Origin of the sequence: Priestia filamentosa, assembly GCF_900177535.1 — a bacterium.
Classification (GTDB): Bacteria; Bacillota; Bacilli; order Bacillales; family Bacillaceae_H; genus Bacillus_I; species Bacillus_I filamentosa.
In genome coordinates this window covers 290555-307659 of the sequence record NZ_FXAJ01000004.1, presented here as the reverse complement: position 1 = coordinate 307659, position 17105 = coordinate 290555, and the positions used below count along the sequence as shown (strand labels likewise).

The window sequence follows — 17105 nt, the reverse complement described above, 5'->3', positions numbered from 1 at the left end:
CGGGACTTACAGGCGCCACAGGTATTACTGGGCCAACGGGACTTGCGGGAGTCACAGGTGTTACTGGACCAACGGGTCTTACGGGGGTCACAGGTATTACTGGGCCAACGGGACTTGCGGGAGTCACAGGTGTTACTGGACCAACGGGACTTACGGGGGTCACAGGTGTTACTGGGCCAACGGGACTTGCGGGAGTCACGGGTGTTACTGGACCAACGGGTCTTACGGGGGTCACAGGTGTTACTGGGCCAACGGGACTTGCGGGAGTCACGGGTGTTACTGGACCAACGGGACTTACAGGCGCCACAGGTATTACTGGGCCAACGGGACTTGCGGGAGTCACAGGTGTTACTGGACCAACGGGTCTTACGGGGGTCACAGGTGTTACTGGGCCAACGGGACTTACGGGGGCTACTGGAACAGCCGTTACAGCTACTTCTCTAAATGCTGTTAACACAGGAGGATCAGTGTATGCTGTTGTTTTAGGCGGAACAAATATTGCGCTTCCTACACAGAACATTGGTGGCGGGATTACTGCCAATGCTGGAAACACTGTATTTACTGTCCCTACAACAGGACGTTACTATATCACGTATCAAATCAATATTACAGCTGCTTTATTAGTAAGTACTAGACTTGTTATAAACGGTGCAGGAAATCTTTCTTCAACTATTGCTCCAGTAGTTGGTCTCACAAGCTTCAACAATGATGTAATTGTCCCACTTGATGCAGGTAGTACTATTTCTCTTCAATTTTTTGGGCTTGTAGGCCTCGCAACTTTAATCGCTGGCGGAGCCGGAGCTACCTTGACCATTATTCGAATAGAATAGTCCACAAATTTTATATGAAATAAAAAATGTAGCAAACTCACAGAAAAAATAGGCACCAATTTTATTCTCAATAATAAAATAAGTAATGAAGAAAGGCGCAACGTTACAATGCGCCTTTCTTCATTATCTCTTTTTAGAAGCGAAAGGGTGAACAACATGGTCTCCATCAGCTTATGTATGATTGTAAAAGATGAGGAAAATACAATTGAAAGATGCTTGAACAGTGTAAAAGAGCTTTGTGATGAAATAATTATCGTTGATACAGGCTCAACTGATAAAACAAAAGAACTTGCTGGCCGCTATACGAAAAAGCTGTTTGATTTCAAATGGGTTCATCACTTTGCAAAGGCTCGAAATTTTGCGTTTAGCAAAGCAACTAAAGATTACATTTTATGGCTTGATGCAGACGACGTTATTTTAAAAGATGATCTTCAAAAACTTCTTCTAAAACAAACACTTGATCAATCTGTAGATGCAGTAATGATGCCTTATAACCTTGCTTTTGACCTTAGCGGAAATGTTACTTTCTCATCTAAGAGACATCGCCTTGTAAAGCGATCAAGAAATTTCCAATGGATCGGGGCTGTTCATGAATACTTAGCTGTCGGAGGAAAAATCATTCGACAAGATGCGGCCGTTACACATCGCAGCACAAAGACAGAAAAAAGTGATCGAAATCTAAAGATTTATCAACAAAATTTAAAAGATGGAAAAACTTTTTCTCCACGGGATCTTTACTACTATGCAAATGAATGCTTTGATCATTCTTTATACGATGAGGCAATAGCTTATTATGAGAAGTTTCTAAAGAGCGGACTTGGATGGAGTGAAGATTGCATCTCAGCTTGTGATAAATTAGCAGAAATATTCTTAAGAAAAAATGAACAAGACAAAGCTATTAAAGCTTCACTACGCTCTTTTGAATATGATCTGCCCAGAGCCGAACACTGCTGTAAATTAGGATATATTTATTTAACTCAGCAAAATATTGATAAAGCTATTTTCTGGTATGATTTAGCAACTAAATTAGATATACAAAGAGCAGAAAATACAGGTGGATTTGTTCAAAAAGATTATTATACTTGGATCCCTCATATTCAGCTCTGTGTGTGCTATGACCGCAATGGCAACCTTGAAGAAGCATTTGAACATAACGAAAAAGCTAGAGCGTATGCTCCTACTAATCCTTCTGTTTTATATAACAAAGAATACTTTGAAAAACGTTTTTCCAAAAACTAACCAAAAGTTCCTTAAGATATATTTCTTAAGGGACTTTTTAACTGAACTAACCTTATAATGACATTTTTGAACATTAATAAACTATCTACGGAATTTATATTGAATTATGGTATGATTGGATAAAGATGTATTAACGGACAAACTTACTAGATGAGGTGATCAGGGTGGGAGTAGCATTTTTTATTTTAGTCATCGCAGTCATTCTCGTTGTGGCTGTGCTTTACGTTTCCTACAAAAACAAGCAAAAACAGGAGTTTTCTTACAACGATGACAGCATGAAACCTACGATCTATGGTCATGTTCATGGAGCTGAAGGAATAGAGGAAAACAAAGTAGGACGGATTGAACTTTTTCATGATAAGGTGATGATTAATCAAGTTGCCATCATTCCCCTACATAGAGTAGAAATGGCTGAGTACTCAAAAGTTGTTAAGAAAGAAAAAAGTGCAGATGGAAATAGTGTAAATAGGTATTATGGAAATCTCACAATCTTCTTTACTGATCGAAATGGCGCCGCATCCTCGATCAGATGTGAGACCTCCAAACCTAATCAATTTAACTCTCTTCACCAGTATAAACATCTTGTTAAAGAAATTAATCGGACTACAGGATCTGAGCTAGATGGAAAACTATTAAAACAGGAACCATATGAACTTTAAACAACACACTTTAGCTTGTAGAAATTCCTTCTACAAGCTTTTTATTTACAAAGGAGCGTTTTTCTTAACACCTGTCCTCCTATGCTATTTCATCTTTCTTACTACCTTTCCCTCTTCAACAGTAAAAACAATTTTAGCCATGTTGACAAATAAACCATTCTCGACTACTCCAGGAATTCTGTTTAACTTCTGAGATAATTCCTCTGGATTTTCGATAACCTCAAAAGAACAATCTAAGATATAATTTCCATTATCTGAAATATAAGGCTCTGTTCCATTTAATCGACGTGTTGCAATACTACCTAACTCTTCAATTTGTCGGGCTGTTCTTTCCCATGAAAATGGCGTTACTTCTACAGGGAGAGGAAACTTCCCTAGCTTTTCTACCATTTTACTTGAATCAGCCACAACGATAAATAAATCTGTTGCATCAGCTATCAGCTTTTCTCGAAGAAGAGCTCCGCCTCCTCCTTTTGTAAGCGCAAAATGACAATCCACTTCATCTGCTCCATCTATCACAACATCAAGGTGATTTACTTCAGCAAATGTTACAAGAGGTATGTTGAGATCAAGAGCTAGCATTTTAGTTTCTTCTGATGTAGGAATAGCTCTTATGTTCATTCCTTCTTTTACATATTCTCCAACCTTTTGAATCGTATAATAAACAGTCGATCCCGTTCCAAGTCCAACGACCATGCCGTCTTTTACATATTGTGCTGCTGCTTCTCCAACTGCCTTCTTTTCAATCATTTCTTCACCTTTTTTCCGAATAAAATTCATCATCATTATAACATCGTTCTCATTGAAAAGAAAAATCATCTTCTCTATTTTTCATCTTTCTTTTCCTATAATGTCATATAAGAAAAGCTTTGACCAAATTCGTCAAAGCTTCAAAATTAAACTCATCCTTCTTTTTGTACTTTCTTTGCATAAAGCAGTTCCTCAAGGGATGCTTTGAGTTTCTTTATATCATCTAAAGCCTCTTCTATATACTGAGAACGCTTTTTTATATAACTAATACGGAGAATTTTTTCAATATCCTGGCGTTCGTTTCCTACAAAATCTGCTTTCTCCGCTATGTTTTCTAGCTCTGGCTCTCTTAATATAGAAAGCTTATATAAAAAGCTCTCATGATTGATAAGCGTTTGAATAGTTCTTATCAAACTCAGATTGTATAACTCTGTATGCTGTAAATGACTAACCAATTTCTCGAGCTCAACAAGCGCAAGAGCATCTATTTTAATTTCTTCTTTATGTTTAGCAATGTGAGAAAAGCATTGCTCTGTCATCTGTTCATAAAGCGCTTCGATTCCTGTGAGCACTTCACTAATTTTCATAACAAATTCACATCCCCTTTGTAATCAACACAAGCTTTACATCCTTTGTATATGAAAAAAAGATGATGATTAGAACTCTGCTTTTCTCTTATCTATATAACGATGGAAAAGCTGAAAAAAGATATGGTTCTTCAGCCTCTAATTCAAATGGCATAAGGCGTGTATCATATGAAATGAACTGCAATTGAGAAGGATGATTTTCTTGTCCACTAAAACACGCAAGATCCATTCCCTCAAAGAGCTGCTTTATGTCATTTTCTCTATCATGAAAAACGTTTTTCCCCCATGCTGCTATAACAAGATCAGCATTTCTTGTTCCATAATATAAATATCGATCTGTTTCAGCGCCTATTGCGTCTTCCTTATCTAGATCACTAAGATCATCTGCCTTTTGAGCCCGATAAGAAAATAAGTTTAAGCATTCCACAGCATTAAACCCCCACTTTTTTGCAAATGTAATACATTTGCTTGTAACGTAATCTTCACGAATTTCGTCCGCATTGTCCGGATAAAGCGTAATAAACGCAACTTTACGCTCTCTATCATTTCCCCATTTACGTTTTAACGAATATCTGTATGTTCCTGTTTCATCAAAAATAGCTTCTCTCTTCATCAAAGACCCACCTCGTTATAAAGTAGTTTCCTTTCGTCACTTTATTCTTATTATCATTACGAAAAACAATGACACTTTTCAATCGTGCCCAAAACAATTTGTTTTTTATACCCATGTACATGTAAATTGCCACTATATGAAAGTGGGAAAAACGTATGTAGCATTAAAAAGTGTTGTACACTATAATAGAATTTAACCTGAAGCGTTTCTTCAAAAGAAAGGATGATTTTCTTGAGTGAAACACACACATTCTCACGTGGTGAAGAAATTGCTAATGCAATTACACACGGAATTGGGACTATTTTAAGTATTATTGGTCTTACGTTGCTCATTGTATTTTCTGTTCAATTTGGGAATGTTTGGCACGTAGTTAGCTTTACTGTTTACGGGACAACAATGCTACTTTTATACACTTCTTCAACTCTTGTACACAGTTTTCCACACGGACGTGTTAAAGATTTGTTTGAGATTTTTGATCATTCTTCTATTTACTTGTTTATTGCGGGAACTTACACTCCGTTTTTATTTGTGATTATTCAAGGAACAGTTGGATGGACACTTTTCGGAGTTGTATGGGGACTAGCTGTAGCAGGAATAGTATTTAAAATTTTCTTTGTAAAACGATTTGTTCTTGTCTCTACGCTTCTTTATATTGCAATGGGATGGCTAATCGTACTAGCTTGGGATCCTCTTGCTTCTTCTCTAGCAGGACCAGGTCTGAATCTACTTGTTGTAGGTGGAGTTTTATATACGATAGGAAGTATTTTTTACGTTTGGAGAGGTTTTCCTTATCATCATGCAATATGGCACATTTTTGTTCTTGGCGGAACCATCACACATTACTTAGCGATATTGCTATACGTTCTTCCTCATTAGAATTTGGAATTTTATTAGGAAATTAAAAATGACCCTTTTTCTGTAAGGGTCATTTTTAATTTAATTTTCAGAAAAATAATCGTAACAATCCATCCTCCAATTATTTTTCTAATATAATCTCTTCATTTATCTATTTTTTCAAATTCCTCATTTATTTTTTTCTAGCGAGATAAGTAAGTGTCTTTATCGTTTTGTAATTATTTGAACCATCTTCACACATTCTAAGACTAATAGTGTCTATGATACAATTTAGGAAACAAATACAGGTGTGTGAACATTATGATTCAAAAAAAAGGAAAGCTAATCGTTATTATTGTATTGTTCTTCTTTTTTATATATTTGTTAGTCTTTTCCCCATTTAATGCTATCCAAACGTTTTATCCAGAAAGTATTCTAAACGAACATACTCTTTCTGAGAAGTTTGAAAAAATGCAAGTTCAGAAAGTGGAGAAAAAAGGAAGATACACTTATATTGTTAAAACAAACAAACAAGACTATGTTGTTATTAAAGAATATAGCTCTATTATCCACTATAATTGGAGAGTTTATCCTTTTACTAAGGAGGAGAACTTTTAGTATTCCTTTATTTTGGAGTCATCAGCTTATTCCCTTTATACATTTCATACACATATGGATTTGTAGGAGCTTCTACCTTTTTAATTATTTGAAGTTTGAGGGATGGCAAGATAAAACCATCATACTCTTTCTTTTCAATCGTGCCTGTTGCTTCAACCCAATCATCATCAGCGAATTCTTTGGACTCTTTAACATTAGCAAGCGTTCCATATACGGAGGCATCCGCTACACAGCATGACAATCCAAACCGTGCAATCACAAACTCATCCTTTTTGAAGTTATCCTCTCGATAAATAAATCCTTTCACTTTCACTTTTTTCCCAACAAAATCTTCAACATGTTCTTCGAGAATGTTCATCATTGGAATATACTCTTTTTCCGTTATCGTAATTACGTCTTTTTGTAGCATCCTCTCTTTTAATTCTTCATAATATCCTTCAGGAGGTTTCTGAGGAACAAATCCTGCTTTGTGTTCAAGAGGGATCTCTCCAGCTTCGGTTTGTGTTTCCTCTACTTCTCTATTTAATACTTCATTATAGTATTGTTCTAAAGATTCATCACTTGTTAATTCTTCACGCTGTTCTACACTCGGTCTTTCTGTGACGTTTGCTCCAAATTTCACGCCTCGATTTTTAGCAACATCGCTTGTAAGAGCATGATCAGGAAATAGAAATCCGGTTGCAATGGGCAAAAAGAATAGGCAATAAATCCACAGAGGAGCTTTACGGCTATGATGACATGAACAGCTCTTTTGTTTTTTGTCTGAACCACTTCGCCAAATACCCATAGCTCCTAGAACAAAGAAAGTAAAAGAAGCGAAAGTAACAAAACCAAGCATTTTTGGTGCAACAAAAGAGGAAATATATCCAGTTAGCAGCAATTTGAAAATAAAGAGAGCAAAACCAATCAAGAGCAGGCCTCGAATATAGTAATGGAAGCCTTCTTCATCGTTTTTCATGCTATACCTCCTACATAATAAAGTTATAAAGAACTGTTATGACGTAAACGGATATTGTGACAATAGCTATAAACATTAACACAAATCTTTTCTTAAAAAAGGCCAAATACATAACCGTATTTTTCAAATCAAGCATTGGTCCGTAGATTAAAAAGGCAAGAAGTGAACTAGCTGAAAATGTATCTACAAATGAGGAAGCAACAAAAGCATCTGCTTCAGAGCAAAGAGAAAGCACATACCCAAAGACCATCATGACCGCTGGGGCGATAAAACCATTTCCTCCAATACTCATAAGTTCTCCTCTATCCAAAAATGTTTGAAAAAGACTTGCGACAAATGCCCCTGCAATTAAGTATTTTCCCATATCAAAAAACTCATCAATGGCATGAAATAATGTTTGGCTCAATCGATTCCCATGCTGATGAGGCTCTTCGGCAGCAGCTTCGTCTTTTAATTGAGGCTTATTTTTTAGAAGCTTGTACATTACAATTCCAATGATGAAACAGAGAATAACCGTAAGTCCCATACGACCATACACAATTTCTTTATTGCCTGGAAAAGCATAGAAAGTAGAAAGGAAAACAATTGGATTAAGAATCGGTGCTCCTACGAGAAGAACAACGCCTACGTGGATAGGCATTCCTTTCTTTATAAGCCGTCTGACAACAGGGATAATCGCACATTCACACACAGGTAAAAGTGCACTTACTACAACACCTGAAGCTAATGCTTTATAAGGATTTTTAGGAATCCATTTCATTAACCATTCTTCTTTTACAAACACTTGAATGATTGCAGAAGCAAAAACACCTAATAAAATAAAAGGAATTGCTTCAAGCAGTATACTTAAGAAAATGGTGTTTACATTCAGAAAAGCTTTTGGGAGGTTCATATCAAAATCCTTAACATCTAAAAAGAAGAATGCATAGACAAAAAATAAGATGAGTAAGACGCCTAATACTTCTTTTGAAAGCCGTGATAAAGCCATTTTTTTCATCCTTTCTATTAAAAAGGTCTCTTATACGGCGGTGACTTAGCTCCCTTTACGCTGAAAACAACAAACCTTTTCTATTAAAATTTAATAGTTAATAGATGTATATGGAGATATAAAAAATATATGATGCTCTTTTTTACATTGCTCATTCATAAAATGTGTGTTAGTTTAATTAATATGAAAAATAAAACGTAATTATTACGATTTACACCACAAAACAGAAAAGGAGTTATTGTTATGTTAGATTGGATTGTGATTGGCGGGGGAATTCAAGGAACAACAATGGCTCATTTTCTAGTACAAATGAGAAAAGTTCCGATTGAGAAATTAGCTATTGTTGATCCACACGAATCCCCACTTGAAAATTGGCACTCTTGTACAGAAAAAATTGACATGCCATTTTTACGCTCACCGTCTGTTCATCATCTTGATGTTCAGCCATTTAGCTTGCAGAAATTTGTTTCGAAAAATTGCTCATTAAATAAACAAGATTTCTATGGACGTTATAAACGCCCTTCTCTCTATGCCTTCTCTGAACACTGCAGGCATCTTATTCAGGACAGCAATCTTCTACAGGCATGGCACAAAGGCCGAGTTGTTTCTCTTTCTAGAAGAAAAAAACATTGGATGGTCATAACAGAAGAAGGAAAAAAACTTGAAGCCTTAAATGTTGTGCTTGCAATTGGTGTTAGCGAACAAACCTATTGGCCTGAATGGGCTAAATTATTGAAAAATAAGGATACGCAATCTGTTGGCCATATTTTTGACTCTTCTTTTTCATTTAATGAAAGTCAAGAAATTACCATTGTTGGCGGAGGAATTAGTGCAGCACATTTAGCTATTAAACTAAGTAAACAAGGACGCAGTGTTCACCTTATCACTCGGCATCCGTTTCGTATTATTGATTTTGATAGTGACCCAGCTTGGCTTGGTCCAAAGAATCAACTTATGTTTAGAGAGGAAGCATCATACCAAAAACGCCGTTCTTTTATTACGGATGCTAGACATAGAGGATCCATGCCCCGAGATATTTATATCAAATTAATGGGGCAAACTCGAAAAAACAACTTAACAATTAGTAAAGATGAAATTCAAGAGGCAAACATAAAAGAAACAAAAATCATTTTATATGGAAAATCAGCTCAATATGAAACAGAAACAATTGTATTAGCTACTGGGTTTTCTTCTTCTCTTCCAGGAAAAGAATGGCTAACCCCTCTAATAAACAAGGAAAATTTACAGTGCAGTGACTGTGGATACCCTATTGTTAGCTCCTCTCTACAGTGGAGTAATAACTTATATGTTGTAGGAGCATTGGCAGAGCTTGAAATCGGTCCAATCTCTCGAAATATTTCAGGAGCAAGGCAAGCAGCAGAGCAAATTGCACAATCTCTATAAAACTTTTTTATCTTTTCCCCTTGATAATTTCATGTAGCAAGGGTATTATTGTAATGTTCAAATCGTAATAATTACGATTTTTCTATAAAAGGAGAATCGTAAATGAAAAAAATTGGAGTCACCGTCTTAAGTGGATATCTGGGATCTGGTAAAACAACATTATTGCACCATATTTTACATAATGAATCCTCTCTAAAACTAGGAGTTATTGTCAATGACATGAGCTCTCTTAATATTGATGGATCTCTTGTAAAAAAAGAATACTTCTCTCATACGAAAGAGACACTAGTGGAAATGCAAAACGGATGTATTTGCTGTACCCTTCGAGAAGATTTGCTTTATGAGGTGGAAAAACTCACTAAAATTCAGGATTTAGATTATATCATTATTGAATCCTCAGGTATTAGCGAGCCTCTTCCTGTTGCTCAAACTTTTTCTTATGAAGATGAAGAAACAGGAATAGATCTTACAGTGAAGACATGTTTAGATACGCTTGTTACAGTTGTGGATGGATTAAATTTCATGAAAGATTATTGTTCAGATGAAGATCTTTCCGACCGAAATCAAGGATTAGATAGTACAGACGATAGAGGTATTTCCGAGCTTCTCATTGAGCAAATTGAATATGCAAATGTTCTTATCCTAAATAAAACCGATTTGCTATCAGCAGAAAAAAAAGACGAGTTGAAAGCATTACTACGTAAGCTTAATGGAGAGGCTAAGATTATTGAAGCTGTTCAATGCTCTATTTCTCTTGAAGATATTATAAATACTCGTTCTTTTGATTTTGACAAAATGAGCCTTTCTCCTGGATGGGTAAAAGAACTTAACAATGAACATATTCCTGAAACTGAGGAATACGGAATTACTTCCTTTATATATGAAAAAAGACGTCCATTTCACGCTCAACGTCTGATGAACTTCTTTGAAACATTTCCTAATGAAATATCGCGTTCTAAAGGTTTTTTCTGGGTTGCTACAAGAAATGATACTGCCTGTCTCCTCTCACAAGCAGGCGGTTCGATGACAATTAGTGAAGCAGGAAAATGGATAAATACTCTTTCAGATGAAGATAAAGAAGACATAGAACTGTCGAGGAGATTCCACCCTACTTATGGAGACAGACTGACAGAGCTTGTATTTATCGGAATCAAAATAAACAAAAACAAAATTATAAATACTTTAGACGCATGCTTACTAACAAATGAAGAAATGAAAAAGGACTGGTCTACTTTCAATGATCCACTTCCTTCATTCTTGATTCAATAAAAGGAGAAGATACAATGAAAAAATTAATGATGTTATGCAGTGTTATGCTTTTATCTGCTGTATTTCTAGCAGGTTGCGGAAACGAAGACAGCAGTTCTTCTGAGAAGAAAAGCGACGGGAAACTAACCATCTATACAACAATCTATCCGATTGAGGACTTCACAAAGAAAATTGGTGGAGATAATGTTACCGTAAAAAGCGTTATCCCTAACGGTGTTGATGCTCATTCTTTTGAACCAACAACAAAAGATATGCTGAAAATCGCTACAGCTGATGCGTTCATCTACTCTGGAGCAGGTGCTGAAGGTTTTGCTGATGCAGCTAACAAAACGCTAAAAGATGAAGATGTGAAAATGGTTAAAGCAGCTGAGGGAGCGGACCTTATTGCTGGTCATGATGATCATGATCACGAGCATGGAGAAGAACATAGTGGTGAGCATGAACATGGCGACCTTGATCCTCATTTCTGGCTTGATCCACAGCGTTCCATCGTTATGGCTGAAAATATTAAAAATGCATTATCTGAACTAGAGCCAAGCAAAAAGGATGAGTTTGAAAAGAATTTTAAACAAGTAAAAGCTGATTTAGAAGAACTTGATAAAAAATATGAAGAAGCTATTAAAAATGCTCCTTCAAAAGAAATTTTAGTTTCACATGCTGCATATGGCTACTGGGAAGATCGCTATGGTATTGAACAAATAAGCGTTTCTGGACTTTCTCCAACTCAAGAACCTTCACAAAAGGAATTAAAAGAGATTGTAGAAACAGCAAAAGAACACAATATCAAATACGTTATCTTTGATGCAAACGTAACAAATAAAATCGCCACTCTTGTTCGTAAGGAAATTGGTGCAGAGTCTCTTACATTAAATAATATGGAAACACTTAGAGACCAAGATCGTGAAAACGGGGAAGATTACTTTAGCCTAATGAATAAAAACTTGGAAGCTTTGAAAAAGGCGTTAAATAGTAAATAATAAAATCCCTAGGGCTAATAGCCTTAGGGATTTTATTATTTACTCCTTCTTTCTTCTTTTTTTAAAAAGTTTGTTTTGCTTTTATGGAGGCATCTTTTAGATTGTAGTATTCAATTATAATGGGCTGTTTCACATAAATTTAAAGGTAACCTAGAAGACAAACAAACTAGAGATTTTTCAGTTACTAATAAACATATAAACGGCAAATGTAACAACATATAAAGCAAAAAAGCTGAGCATTACTTTCACAGACTTTTGAGAGACCTTAAAAGTGGAACCTCCTAATCCTTCTGTTAATATCTTTCCGATAAAAATAACCGCTGCTATTCCAAGTGATGCGATTGCTATGATAAAAAATAGTTGTTCCATTACAGTTTCCTCCTTTTAATAACTTCTGGTTTTCTTTGAATAAACATATAAACCGATAAAAGCGGCCAAAATATAAGCAGCAAAAATAGCAGATCCTCCAGCCTGAAGGGCAAAATCACTATATCCCATTTCATAATCGAATGTTTGCATACTGATGCGGTAAATAAAGGAGAATGGGAACAGTATCGAAACATTTCCACCTAGAAGAATCGTCATCACGAAGAAAGATAAAACTCCCGCAATCGAAACAACCATGATATTTTTTGTGATAGATGCAAGTAAAGCGGCAATAGGAATAACACATAAACTCAAGACTGTAAACAAAACAGAAGTTAGAAACATTGATAATACGTCATTAAAACTTTGTTCGTTTTGAAAGATGATCCATAATGTTGCCAAATGTAAAATATGATTCACAATGGAAATACTAAATAAAACAATAAATGTAGCGACAATCTTTGAAAAAATAAGCTGAAAATTTTTAAACGGATAAGACATCCAATTTAGCATTGTTTTATTCTTAAATTCGATATAAAAATAAAACCCTGAAAAGATAAACACAACAGCTGGTAATAAGAAGGCATACTGATTAAAGACAAACATATAATACTTGGTGGCATCATACTGAGTTGCCTTTAAAAACAGCCCTACTGTATTTACAATATAGGGGAAGAAACTTAGTACAAAAACAAAGTAAATGGATTTTAATCTTTTTAATTTCATAAATTCATTACGCACTAATAAATTCATTTTTCTTCTCCTTTGTTATAAGTTTTAAATATAAATCCTCTAAAGAAAGCGTGTAAGCTTCTATTTCCTCTGCTGAATAGCCATTTTGTTTTAATATGTCTCGCAATTGATCAGGTGGAAGAGTTGCAATAAATTCGTGAGTATCTCCATTGCTTGTCACTCTATAGTTTGTAATTTGTTCTTCTATGTCTTTATGGAAGGAAATATGCTTAGGCATCTTATATAGGAAAACCTCCTGATCATTTTTCATAAACTGAGATTCGAAAATAACCTCTCCGCCATTCATAATAATGAGTTCATCAGCCATTAGATTAATTTCACTTAAAAGGTGGCTTGATACGATAGCTGTTACTCCTTTGTCACGCACTTCTTTTAACAACATCTCTCTAACTTCCTTAATTCCTTGTGGATCAAGTCCATTTGTTGGTTCATCAAGTAATAAAAGACTTGGATTGTGAGCAATTGCTCTTGCAATGCCTAACCTTTGCTTCATTCCAAGCGATGTTTGAGAAAAAAGCTTATCTCTGTGCTCATAAAGACCTACCGTATTTAAAATCGAATAAATCTCCTGCTTAGACATTTTCTTTTGAACGTATTTTAAATGCAGAACAATGTTTTCATACAGCGTTAAATTATCATAAAACCCTGGGAATTCGATAATGCTACCAATTGAATTTCTTACGTCTTTTTTTGGGTTTTTGTATAGGTTAGATTCATTGAACAAAACCTCGCCTGATGTTGGGGGAAATATACCGAGCAACACTTTTAACAACGTTGTTTTCCCTGCTCCGTTTGGTCCTAACAGTCCATAAATCTTTCCTTTTTCAAATGACAAATCAATGTCTTTTAGAATTTGTTTATCTTTTAAAGAAACGTTAATGTGCTCTGCTTTTAAAATATTAACCATCAACTTTTCTCTCCCTTCATTTTTCTTTTGTTACTTTTAGTATAGACGCGCTAATTTAAATTAAGGGTTGATTTAAGTTTAAATTTCGTTTAAATTTCATTCCATTTTCTTACCACAATAAAAAAGACTGCCTTCTTAGGCAGTCTTCATTCTTCTTTTTGATAAATCTTAAAAGTAGTACCATTCTTCCCGCTTGAAATTTCTTGTGTTAATCCCATCTGCTTTACCATAATCTCCACAATTGATAGACCAATTCCTGAACCTTTATGATCTGGCTTTGCCTGTAAGCCAGGACCTTTATCTTCTACAATAAGGTACTCATATTTATCATCACTTTCAATACGCACAGATACATATTTTCCACTGCTCGCATGTCTCATAATATTTTGAAATAAGTTATCTAAAATACGCTTCATCCACACTTCATCAATGTTCCAAATTAAACTTTTTTCTAGACCAATATCAACTTCAAATCCCTCTTTTTCAAAAATTGGATACCAGGCTGTTAGCGACGAACGAATAATTTTTAATACATCTACCTTTTTTCTGTTCATAGGCATTTTTTGAGCTGTTAACAAATTAAACGAAGATAAGTTATCAATCAAATCTCCAACAAAACTAATTTTGTTATTAATAATCTCAACAGATTGCTTTCCTTGAGGAGATAAATTTTCTTCATTTAAGGTAAACGTATGTCCTCTTATAATCGTAAGCGGTGTTCTTAAATCATGAGAAACGTCTGAAATAAATTTCTTGCGCAGCTCTTCTTCTTGTATTTCTTTTCTCCGGCTTTCTTTTAATTTCTCTACCATTTTATTAAAAGAAAGCTCCACTTGACCTAGCTCATCTTTATTTTTCACTTTAAAGCCTTCTGGAATTCCATCTTTCCCTTCCTTTTCCATATGACGTTGGATAAAAATAAGACGTTTCTGAATCCCATAAAAGAAAAACCATGAAACAAAAATAAATAAGGCCCATAGAAATAACAACATCAAATACCATACATATACATATTTTTCACGTAAGATTTTCCACTTCGAACCTACATATTTTTCAGGAATCTCTAGCATTGCATAACCGTCTTTTGTCCCGTTACCAAGCTCTTCTTTCAACAACAGATCGTTCCCTTTACTGCCTTTCTCCATAAATTCAATTGTATATGCAATAGACCATTTTGAATTTGGCGTTTGAGAAGAATCAAAGTATACGTCTCCATCGGTACTAATCCAAACAATTCGCGCTTCCTTATATTCTTTTGAGTTATTAAAAAATGTTAGGATATCTTTTACGCTTTTTCCCTGTAAATGTTCTATATCATTTTTCCATTTTTCTTCAACTTTCTGAGGCTCATAGTGGATATCAATATTATTGCTTGCCACATTCATAAGAAGGAAATAATAAATGAAATTGACCCCAATGTAAGAAATCGGAAAGAAAAGGATTGATGCTACAATAATAAGTAGATATTTTTTAGAAAGCTTCATTGTCTAATTCGATACCCAATTCCTCGGATCGTTTCCACTATTTTTGGGTTATTTGGGTCCTTCTCAATTTTTTGTCGCAAATGTCTTATATGAACCATAAGCGTTTTATCCCCTTCAATAAATGTTCTTTCCCATACCATTTCATAGATTTGTTCTTTCGTTAAAATTTGATTTGGATGACGAAGCAAATAAAAGAAAATTTTAAGCTGTTTTTCTGTTAATAAAATCTCTTCGTCTTTCTCAACATTAATAAGTCGCTTTTCTTTTATATTTACTTTAAGATGATGGATTTCAATGCAGTCTTCACTTACTTTATCAAAACGCCTTAAAAGAATATCAATCCGGGCTGCAAGTTCTTCAGGATGAAATGGTTTAGTAATATAATCATCCGCAAAATTTAACCCTTTTAACTTGTCTTCAATTGAAGTACGAGCTGTTTGTAACAAAAGAGGAGTTTCAGCATTTCTTTTTTTAATACGCTGTCCAACCGTAAAGCCGTCCAAACCAGGAATCATAATATCCAACAACACCAAGTCTGCTTTCTCTACATATTTTTCGTGATCATATGATGATTTTAACCAAATGATTTCAAATCCTTTTGATTCTAAAAATGCTTTTGTAAAAGTACCAATTTCTGTATCGTCTTCTATGTAGAGAATAGTGTTTGTCAATCAGCTTCCCTCTTTCATTAGAATTTTTAATCTAGCTTACTTTTTATCCTTATTCTAACAAATAAAAAGCGGTATATCTTCTTCTTTTCTATAATAAAAAATGATAGTTAAGCTCTATTTCATCTCAGTCAATAAAAAAGAATAATTTTCGCCTAAGACTTTTTTACAAACTGAGAGAGATGGTATAGTATGTATGTATACTTATTTTACATATAGGAAAAAGGAGATTAATTATGGAAAAGATTCTTATTTTCGGTCATAAAAACCCAGATACAGACACAATTTGTTCAGCTGTTGCTTACGCTGAATTAAAAGCAGCTCTAGGCTTTGATGTTGAACCTGTTCGCTTAGGAGAGGTAAACGGAGAAACTCAATTTGCTTTAGACAAATTCAACGCTTCAGCACCTCGTCTTGTAGAAACTGTAGCAAACGAAGTAAACAGCGTAATCTTAGTTGACCATAACGAACGTCAACAAAGTGTATCAGATATTAACGATGTTCGTGTTTTAGAAGTTATTGACCACCATCGTATTGCAAACTTTGAAACAACTGATCCGCTTTACTATCGTGCTGAACCTGTTGGTTGTACAGCAACAATTCTAAACAAACTTTATAAAGAACACGGTGTTGAAATTAAAAAAGATACAGCTGGCTTAATGCTTTCAGCTATTATCTCAGACTCTCTTTTATTCAAATCACCAACATGCACTGAAGAAGATGTAAAAGCAGCAAAAGAACTTGCATCAATTGCTGAAGTAGATGCAGAAGAGTATGGCTTAGCTATGCTTAAAGCTGGAGCTGACTTAAGTGACAAAACGATCGCAGAACTTATCACATTAGATGCTAAAGAATTCCAAATGGGTGAGCATCGTGTTGAAGTAGCGCAAATCAATGCTGTTGACACAAACGATGTTCTTATCCGTCAAGAAGACTTGAAACATGCTATGTTAGAAACAATTGCAGAAAAAGGCTTAGATCTTTTTGTGCTTGTTGTAACAGATATTCTTAATAGCAACTCAATGGCGCTTGCAATCGGTAAAGAAACAGAGGCAGTTGAAAAAGCGTTTGACGTTTCTCTTGTTGACGACAAAGCTCTTCTAAAAGGTGTTGTGTCTCGTAAGAAACAAATCGTTCCACCACTAACTGAAGCTTTATCATAATAAAAATCCTTGGAGACCTCTCCAAGGATTTTTTCTAT

Annotated in this window: 19 protein-coding genes; 9 read left to right on the top strand and 10 right to left on the bottom strand. The window is 35.0% G+C overall.

All coding sequences use genetic code 11. The features are described 5' to 3' along the window. The 3 genes from B9N79_RS17685 to B9N79_RS17675 all read left to right on the top strand — a co-directional run. A partial coding sequence (locus B9N79_RS17685) for a BclA C-terminal domain-containing protein (protein WP_420874884.1) occupies positions 1 to 830 on the top strand: 830 nt, incomplete at its 5' end. Between the two features lie 147 nt (positions 831 to 977). After that, positions 978 to 2069 (top strand): tetratricopeptide repeat-containing glycosyltransferase family 2 protein, encoded by a 1092-nt coding sequence (locus B9N79_RS17680; protein WP_205635672.1) that lies wholly within the window; start codon positions 978 to 980, stop codon positions 2067 to 2069. A gap of 164 nt (positions 2070 to 2233) precedes the next feature. Further along, complete coding sequence (locus B9N79_RS17675; protein ID WP_019393704.1) at positions 2234 to 2728, top strand: hypothetical protein; 495 nt, start codon at positions 2234 to 2236, stop codon at positions 2726 to 2728. A gap of 84 nt (positions 2729 to 2812) precedes the next feature. On the opposite strand, the gene rpiA is transcribed toward B9N79_RS17675, so the two are convergent. The 3 genes from rpiA to B9N79_RS17660 form a co-directional block, all read right to left on the bottom strand. Next, complete coding sequence (gene rpiA / locus B9N79_RS17670; protein ID WP_040057239.1) at positions 2813 to 3478, bottom strand: ribose-5-phosphate isomerase RpiA; 666 nt, start codon at positions 3476 to 3478, stop codon at positions 2813 to 2815. Between the two features lie 152 nt (positions 3479 to 3630). Then, positions 3631 to 4065 (bottom strand): hypothetical protein, encoded by a 435-nt coding sequence (locus tag B9N79_RS17665; RefSeq protein WP_019393706.1) that lies wholly within the window; start codon positions 4063 to 4065, stop codon positions 3631 to 3633. 88 nt (positions 4066 to 4153) lie between these two features. Then, on the bottom strand, positions 4154 to 4678 hold the full coding sequence (locus tag B9N79_RS17660; protein WP_048896703.1) for a DUF1643 domain-containing protein: 525 nt from the start codon (positions 4676 to 4678) through the stop codon (positions 4154 to 4156). A gap of 231 nt (positions 4679 to 4909) precedes the next feature. On the opposite strand from B9N79_RS17660, the gene trhA reads away from it, so the two are divergent. Together trhA and B9N79_RS17650 are read left to right on the top strand one after the other, a co-directional pair. Further along, positions 4910 to 5554, top strand: a complete 645-nt coding sequence (gene trhA, locus B9N79_RS17655; protein WP_019393708.1) for a PAQR family membrane homeostasis protein TrhA — start codon at positions 4910 to 4912, stop codon at positions 5552 to 5554. A gap of 279 nt (positions 5555 to 5833) precedes the next feature. Continuing rightward, on the top strand, positions 5834 to 6130 hold the full coding sequence (locus tag B9N79_RS17650) for a hypothetical protein (RefSeq protein WP_040057094.1): 297 nt from the start codon (positions 5834 to 5836) through the stop codon (positions 6128 to 6130). A 7-nt stretch (positions 6131 to 6137) separates the two neighbouring features. On the opposite strand, the gene B9N79_RS17645 is transcribed toward B9N79_RS17650, so the two are convergent. Both B9N79_RS17645 and B9N79_RS17640 read right to left on the bottom strand, forming a co-directional pair. Continuing rightward, complete coding sequence (locus B9N79_RS17645) at positions 6138 to 7088, bottom strand: TIGR03943 family putative permease subunit (RefSeq protein WP_019393710.1); 951 nt, start codon at positions 7086 to 7088, stop codon at positions 6138 to 6140. Positions 7089 to 7098: 10 nt separating this feature from the next. After that, entirely contained in the window at positions 7099 to 8076 is a 978-nt protein-coding gene (locus tag B9N79_RS17640; protein WP_040057095.1) for a permease, read from the bottom strand. 243 nt (positions 8077 to 8319) lie between these two features. Here B9N79_RS17640 and B9N79_RS17635 point away from each other — a divergent pair, with 243 nt between their 5' ends. The 3 genes from B9N79_RS17635 to B9N79_RS17625 all read left to right on the top strand — a co-directional run bounded on the left by B9N79_RS17635 (position 8320) and on the right by B9N79_RS17625 (position 11726). After that, positions 8320 to 9480: an NAD(P)-binding domain-containing protein gene (locus B9N79_RS17635; protein WP_046216741.1), complete on the top strand. Its 1161-nt coding sequence runs from the start codon at positions 8320 to 8322 to the stop codon at positions 9478 to 9480. Between the two features lie 102 nt (positions 9481 to 9582). After that, positions 9583 to 10749: a GTP-binding protein gene (locus tag B9N79_RS17630; RefSeq protein ID WP_046216740.1), complete on the top strand. Its 1167-nt coding sequence runs from the start codon at positions 9583 to 9585 to the stop codon at positions 10747 to 10749. 14 nt (positions 10750 to 10763) lie between these two features. Continuing rightward, on the top strand, positions 10764 to 11726 hold the full coding sequence (locus tag B9N79_RS17625; protein ID WP_040057098.1) for a metal ABC transporter substrate-binding protein: 963 nt from the start codon (positions 10764 to 10766) through the stop codon (positions 11724 to 11726). 177 nt (positions 11727 to 11903) lie between these two features. Here B9N79_RS17625 and B9N79_RS17620 read toward each other — a convergent pair whose 3' ends face one another. The 5 genes from B9N79_RS17620 to B9N79_RS17600 form a co-directional block, all read right to left on the bottom strand. Then, a complete protein-coding gene (locus B9N79_RS17620; RefSeq protein ID WP_019393715.1) occupies positions 11904 to 12095 on the bottom strand; it encodes a hypothetical protein in 192 nt (63 codons plus the stop codon). Between the two features lie 15 nt (positions 12096 to 12110). Further along, entirely contained in the window at positions 12111 to 12845 is a 735-nt protein-coding gene (locus B9N79_RS17615) for an ABC transporter permease (RefSeq protein ID WP_040057099.1), read from the bottom strand. Continuing rightward, positions 12826 to 13752: an ABC transporter ATP-binding protein gene (locus B9N79_RS17610; protein WP_046216739.1), complete on the bottom strand. Its 927-nt coding sequence runs from the start codon at positions 13750 to 13752 to the stop codon at positions 12826 to 12828. Before B9N79_RS17610 ends, B9N79_RS17615 begins: the two co-directional genes overlap by 20 nt. A gap of 146 nt (positions 13753 to 13898) precedes the next feature. Next, a complete protein-coding gene (locus tag B9N79_RS17605; RefSeq protein ID WP_040057101.1) occupies positions 13899 to 15236 on the bottom strand; it encodes a HAMP domain-containing sensor histidine kinase in 1338 nt (445 codons plus the stop codon). Then, positions 15233 to 15907 (bottom strand): response regulator transcription factor, encoded by a 675-nt coding sequence (locus tag B9N79_RS17600; protein ID WP_046216738.1) that lies wholly within the window; start codon positions 15905 to 15907, stop codon positions 15233 to 15235. Before B9N79_RS17600 ends, B9N79_RS17605 begins: the two co-directional genes overlap by 4 nt. Before the next feature lie 233 nt (positions 15908 to 16140). On the opposite strand from B9N79_RS17600, the gene B9N79_RS17595 reads away from it, so the two are divergent. Next, on the top strand, positions 16141 to 17067 hold the full coding sequence (locus B9N79_RS17595; protein WP_046216737.1) for a manganese-dependent inorganic pyrophosphatase: 927 nt from the start codon (positions 16141 to 16143) through the stop codon (positions 17065 to 17067). Positions 17068 to 17105 lie beyond the last annotated feature (38 nt).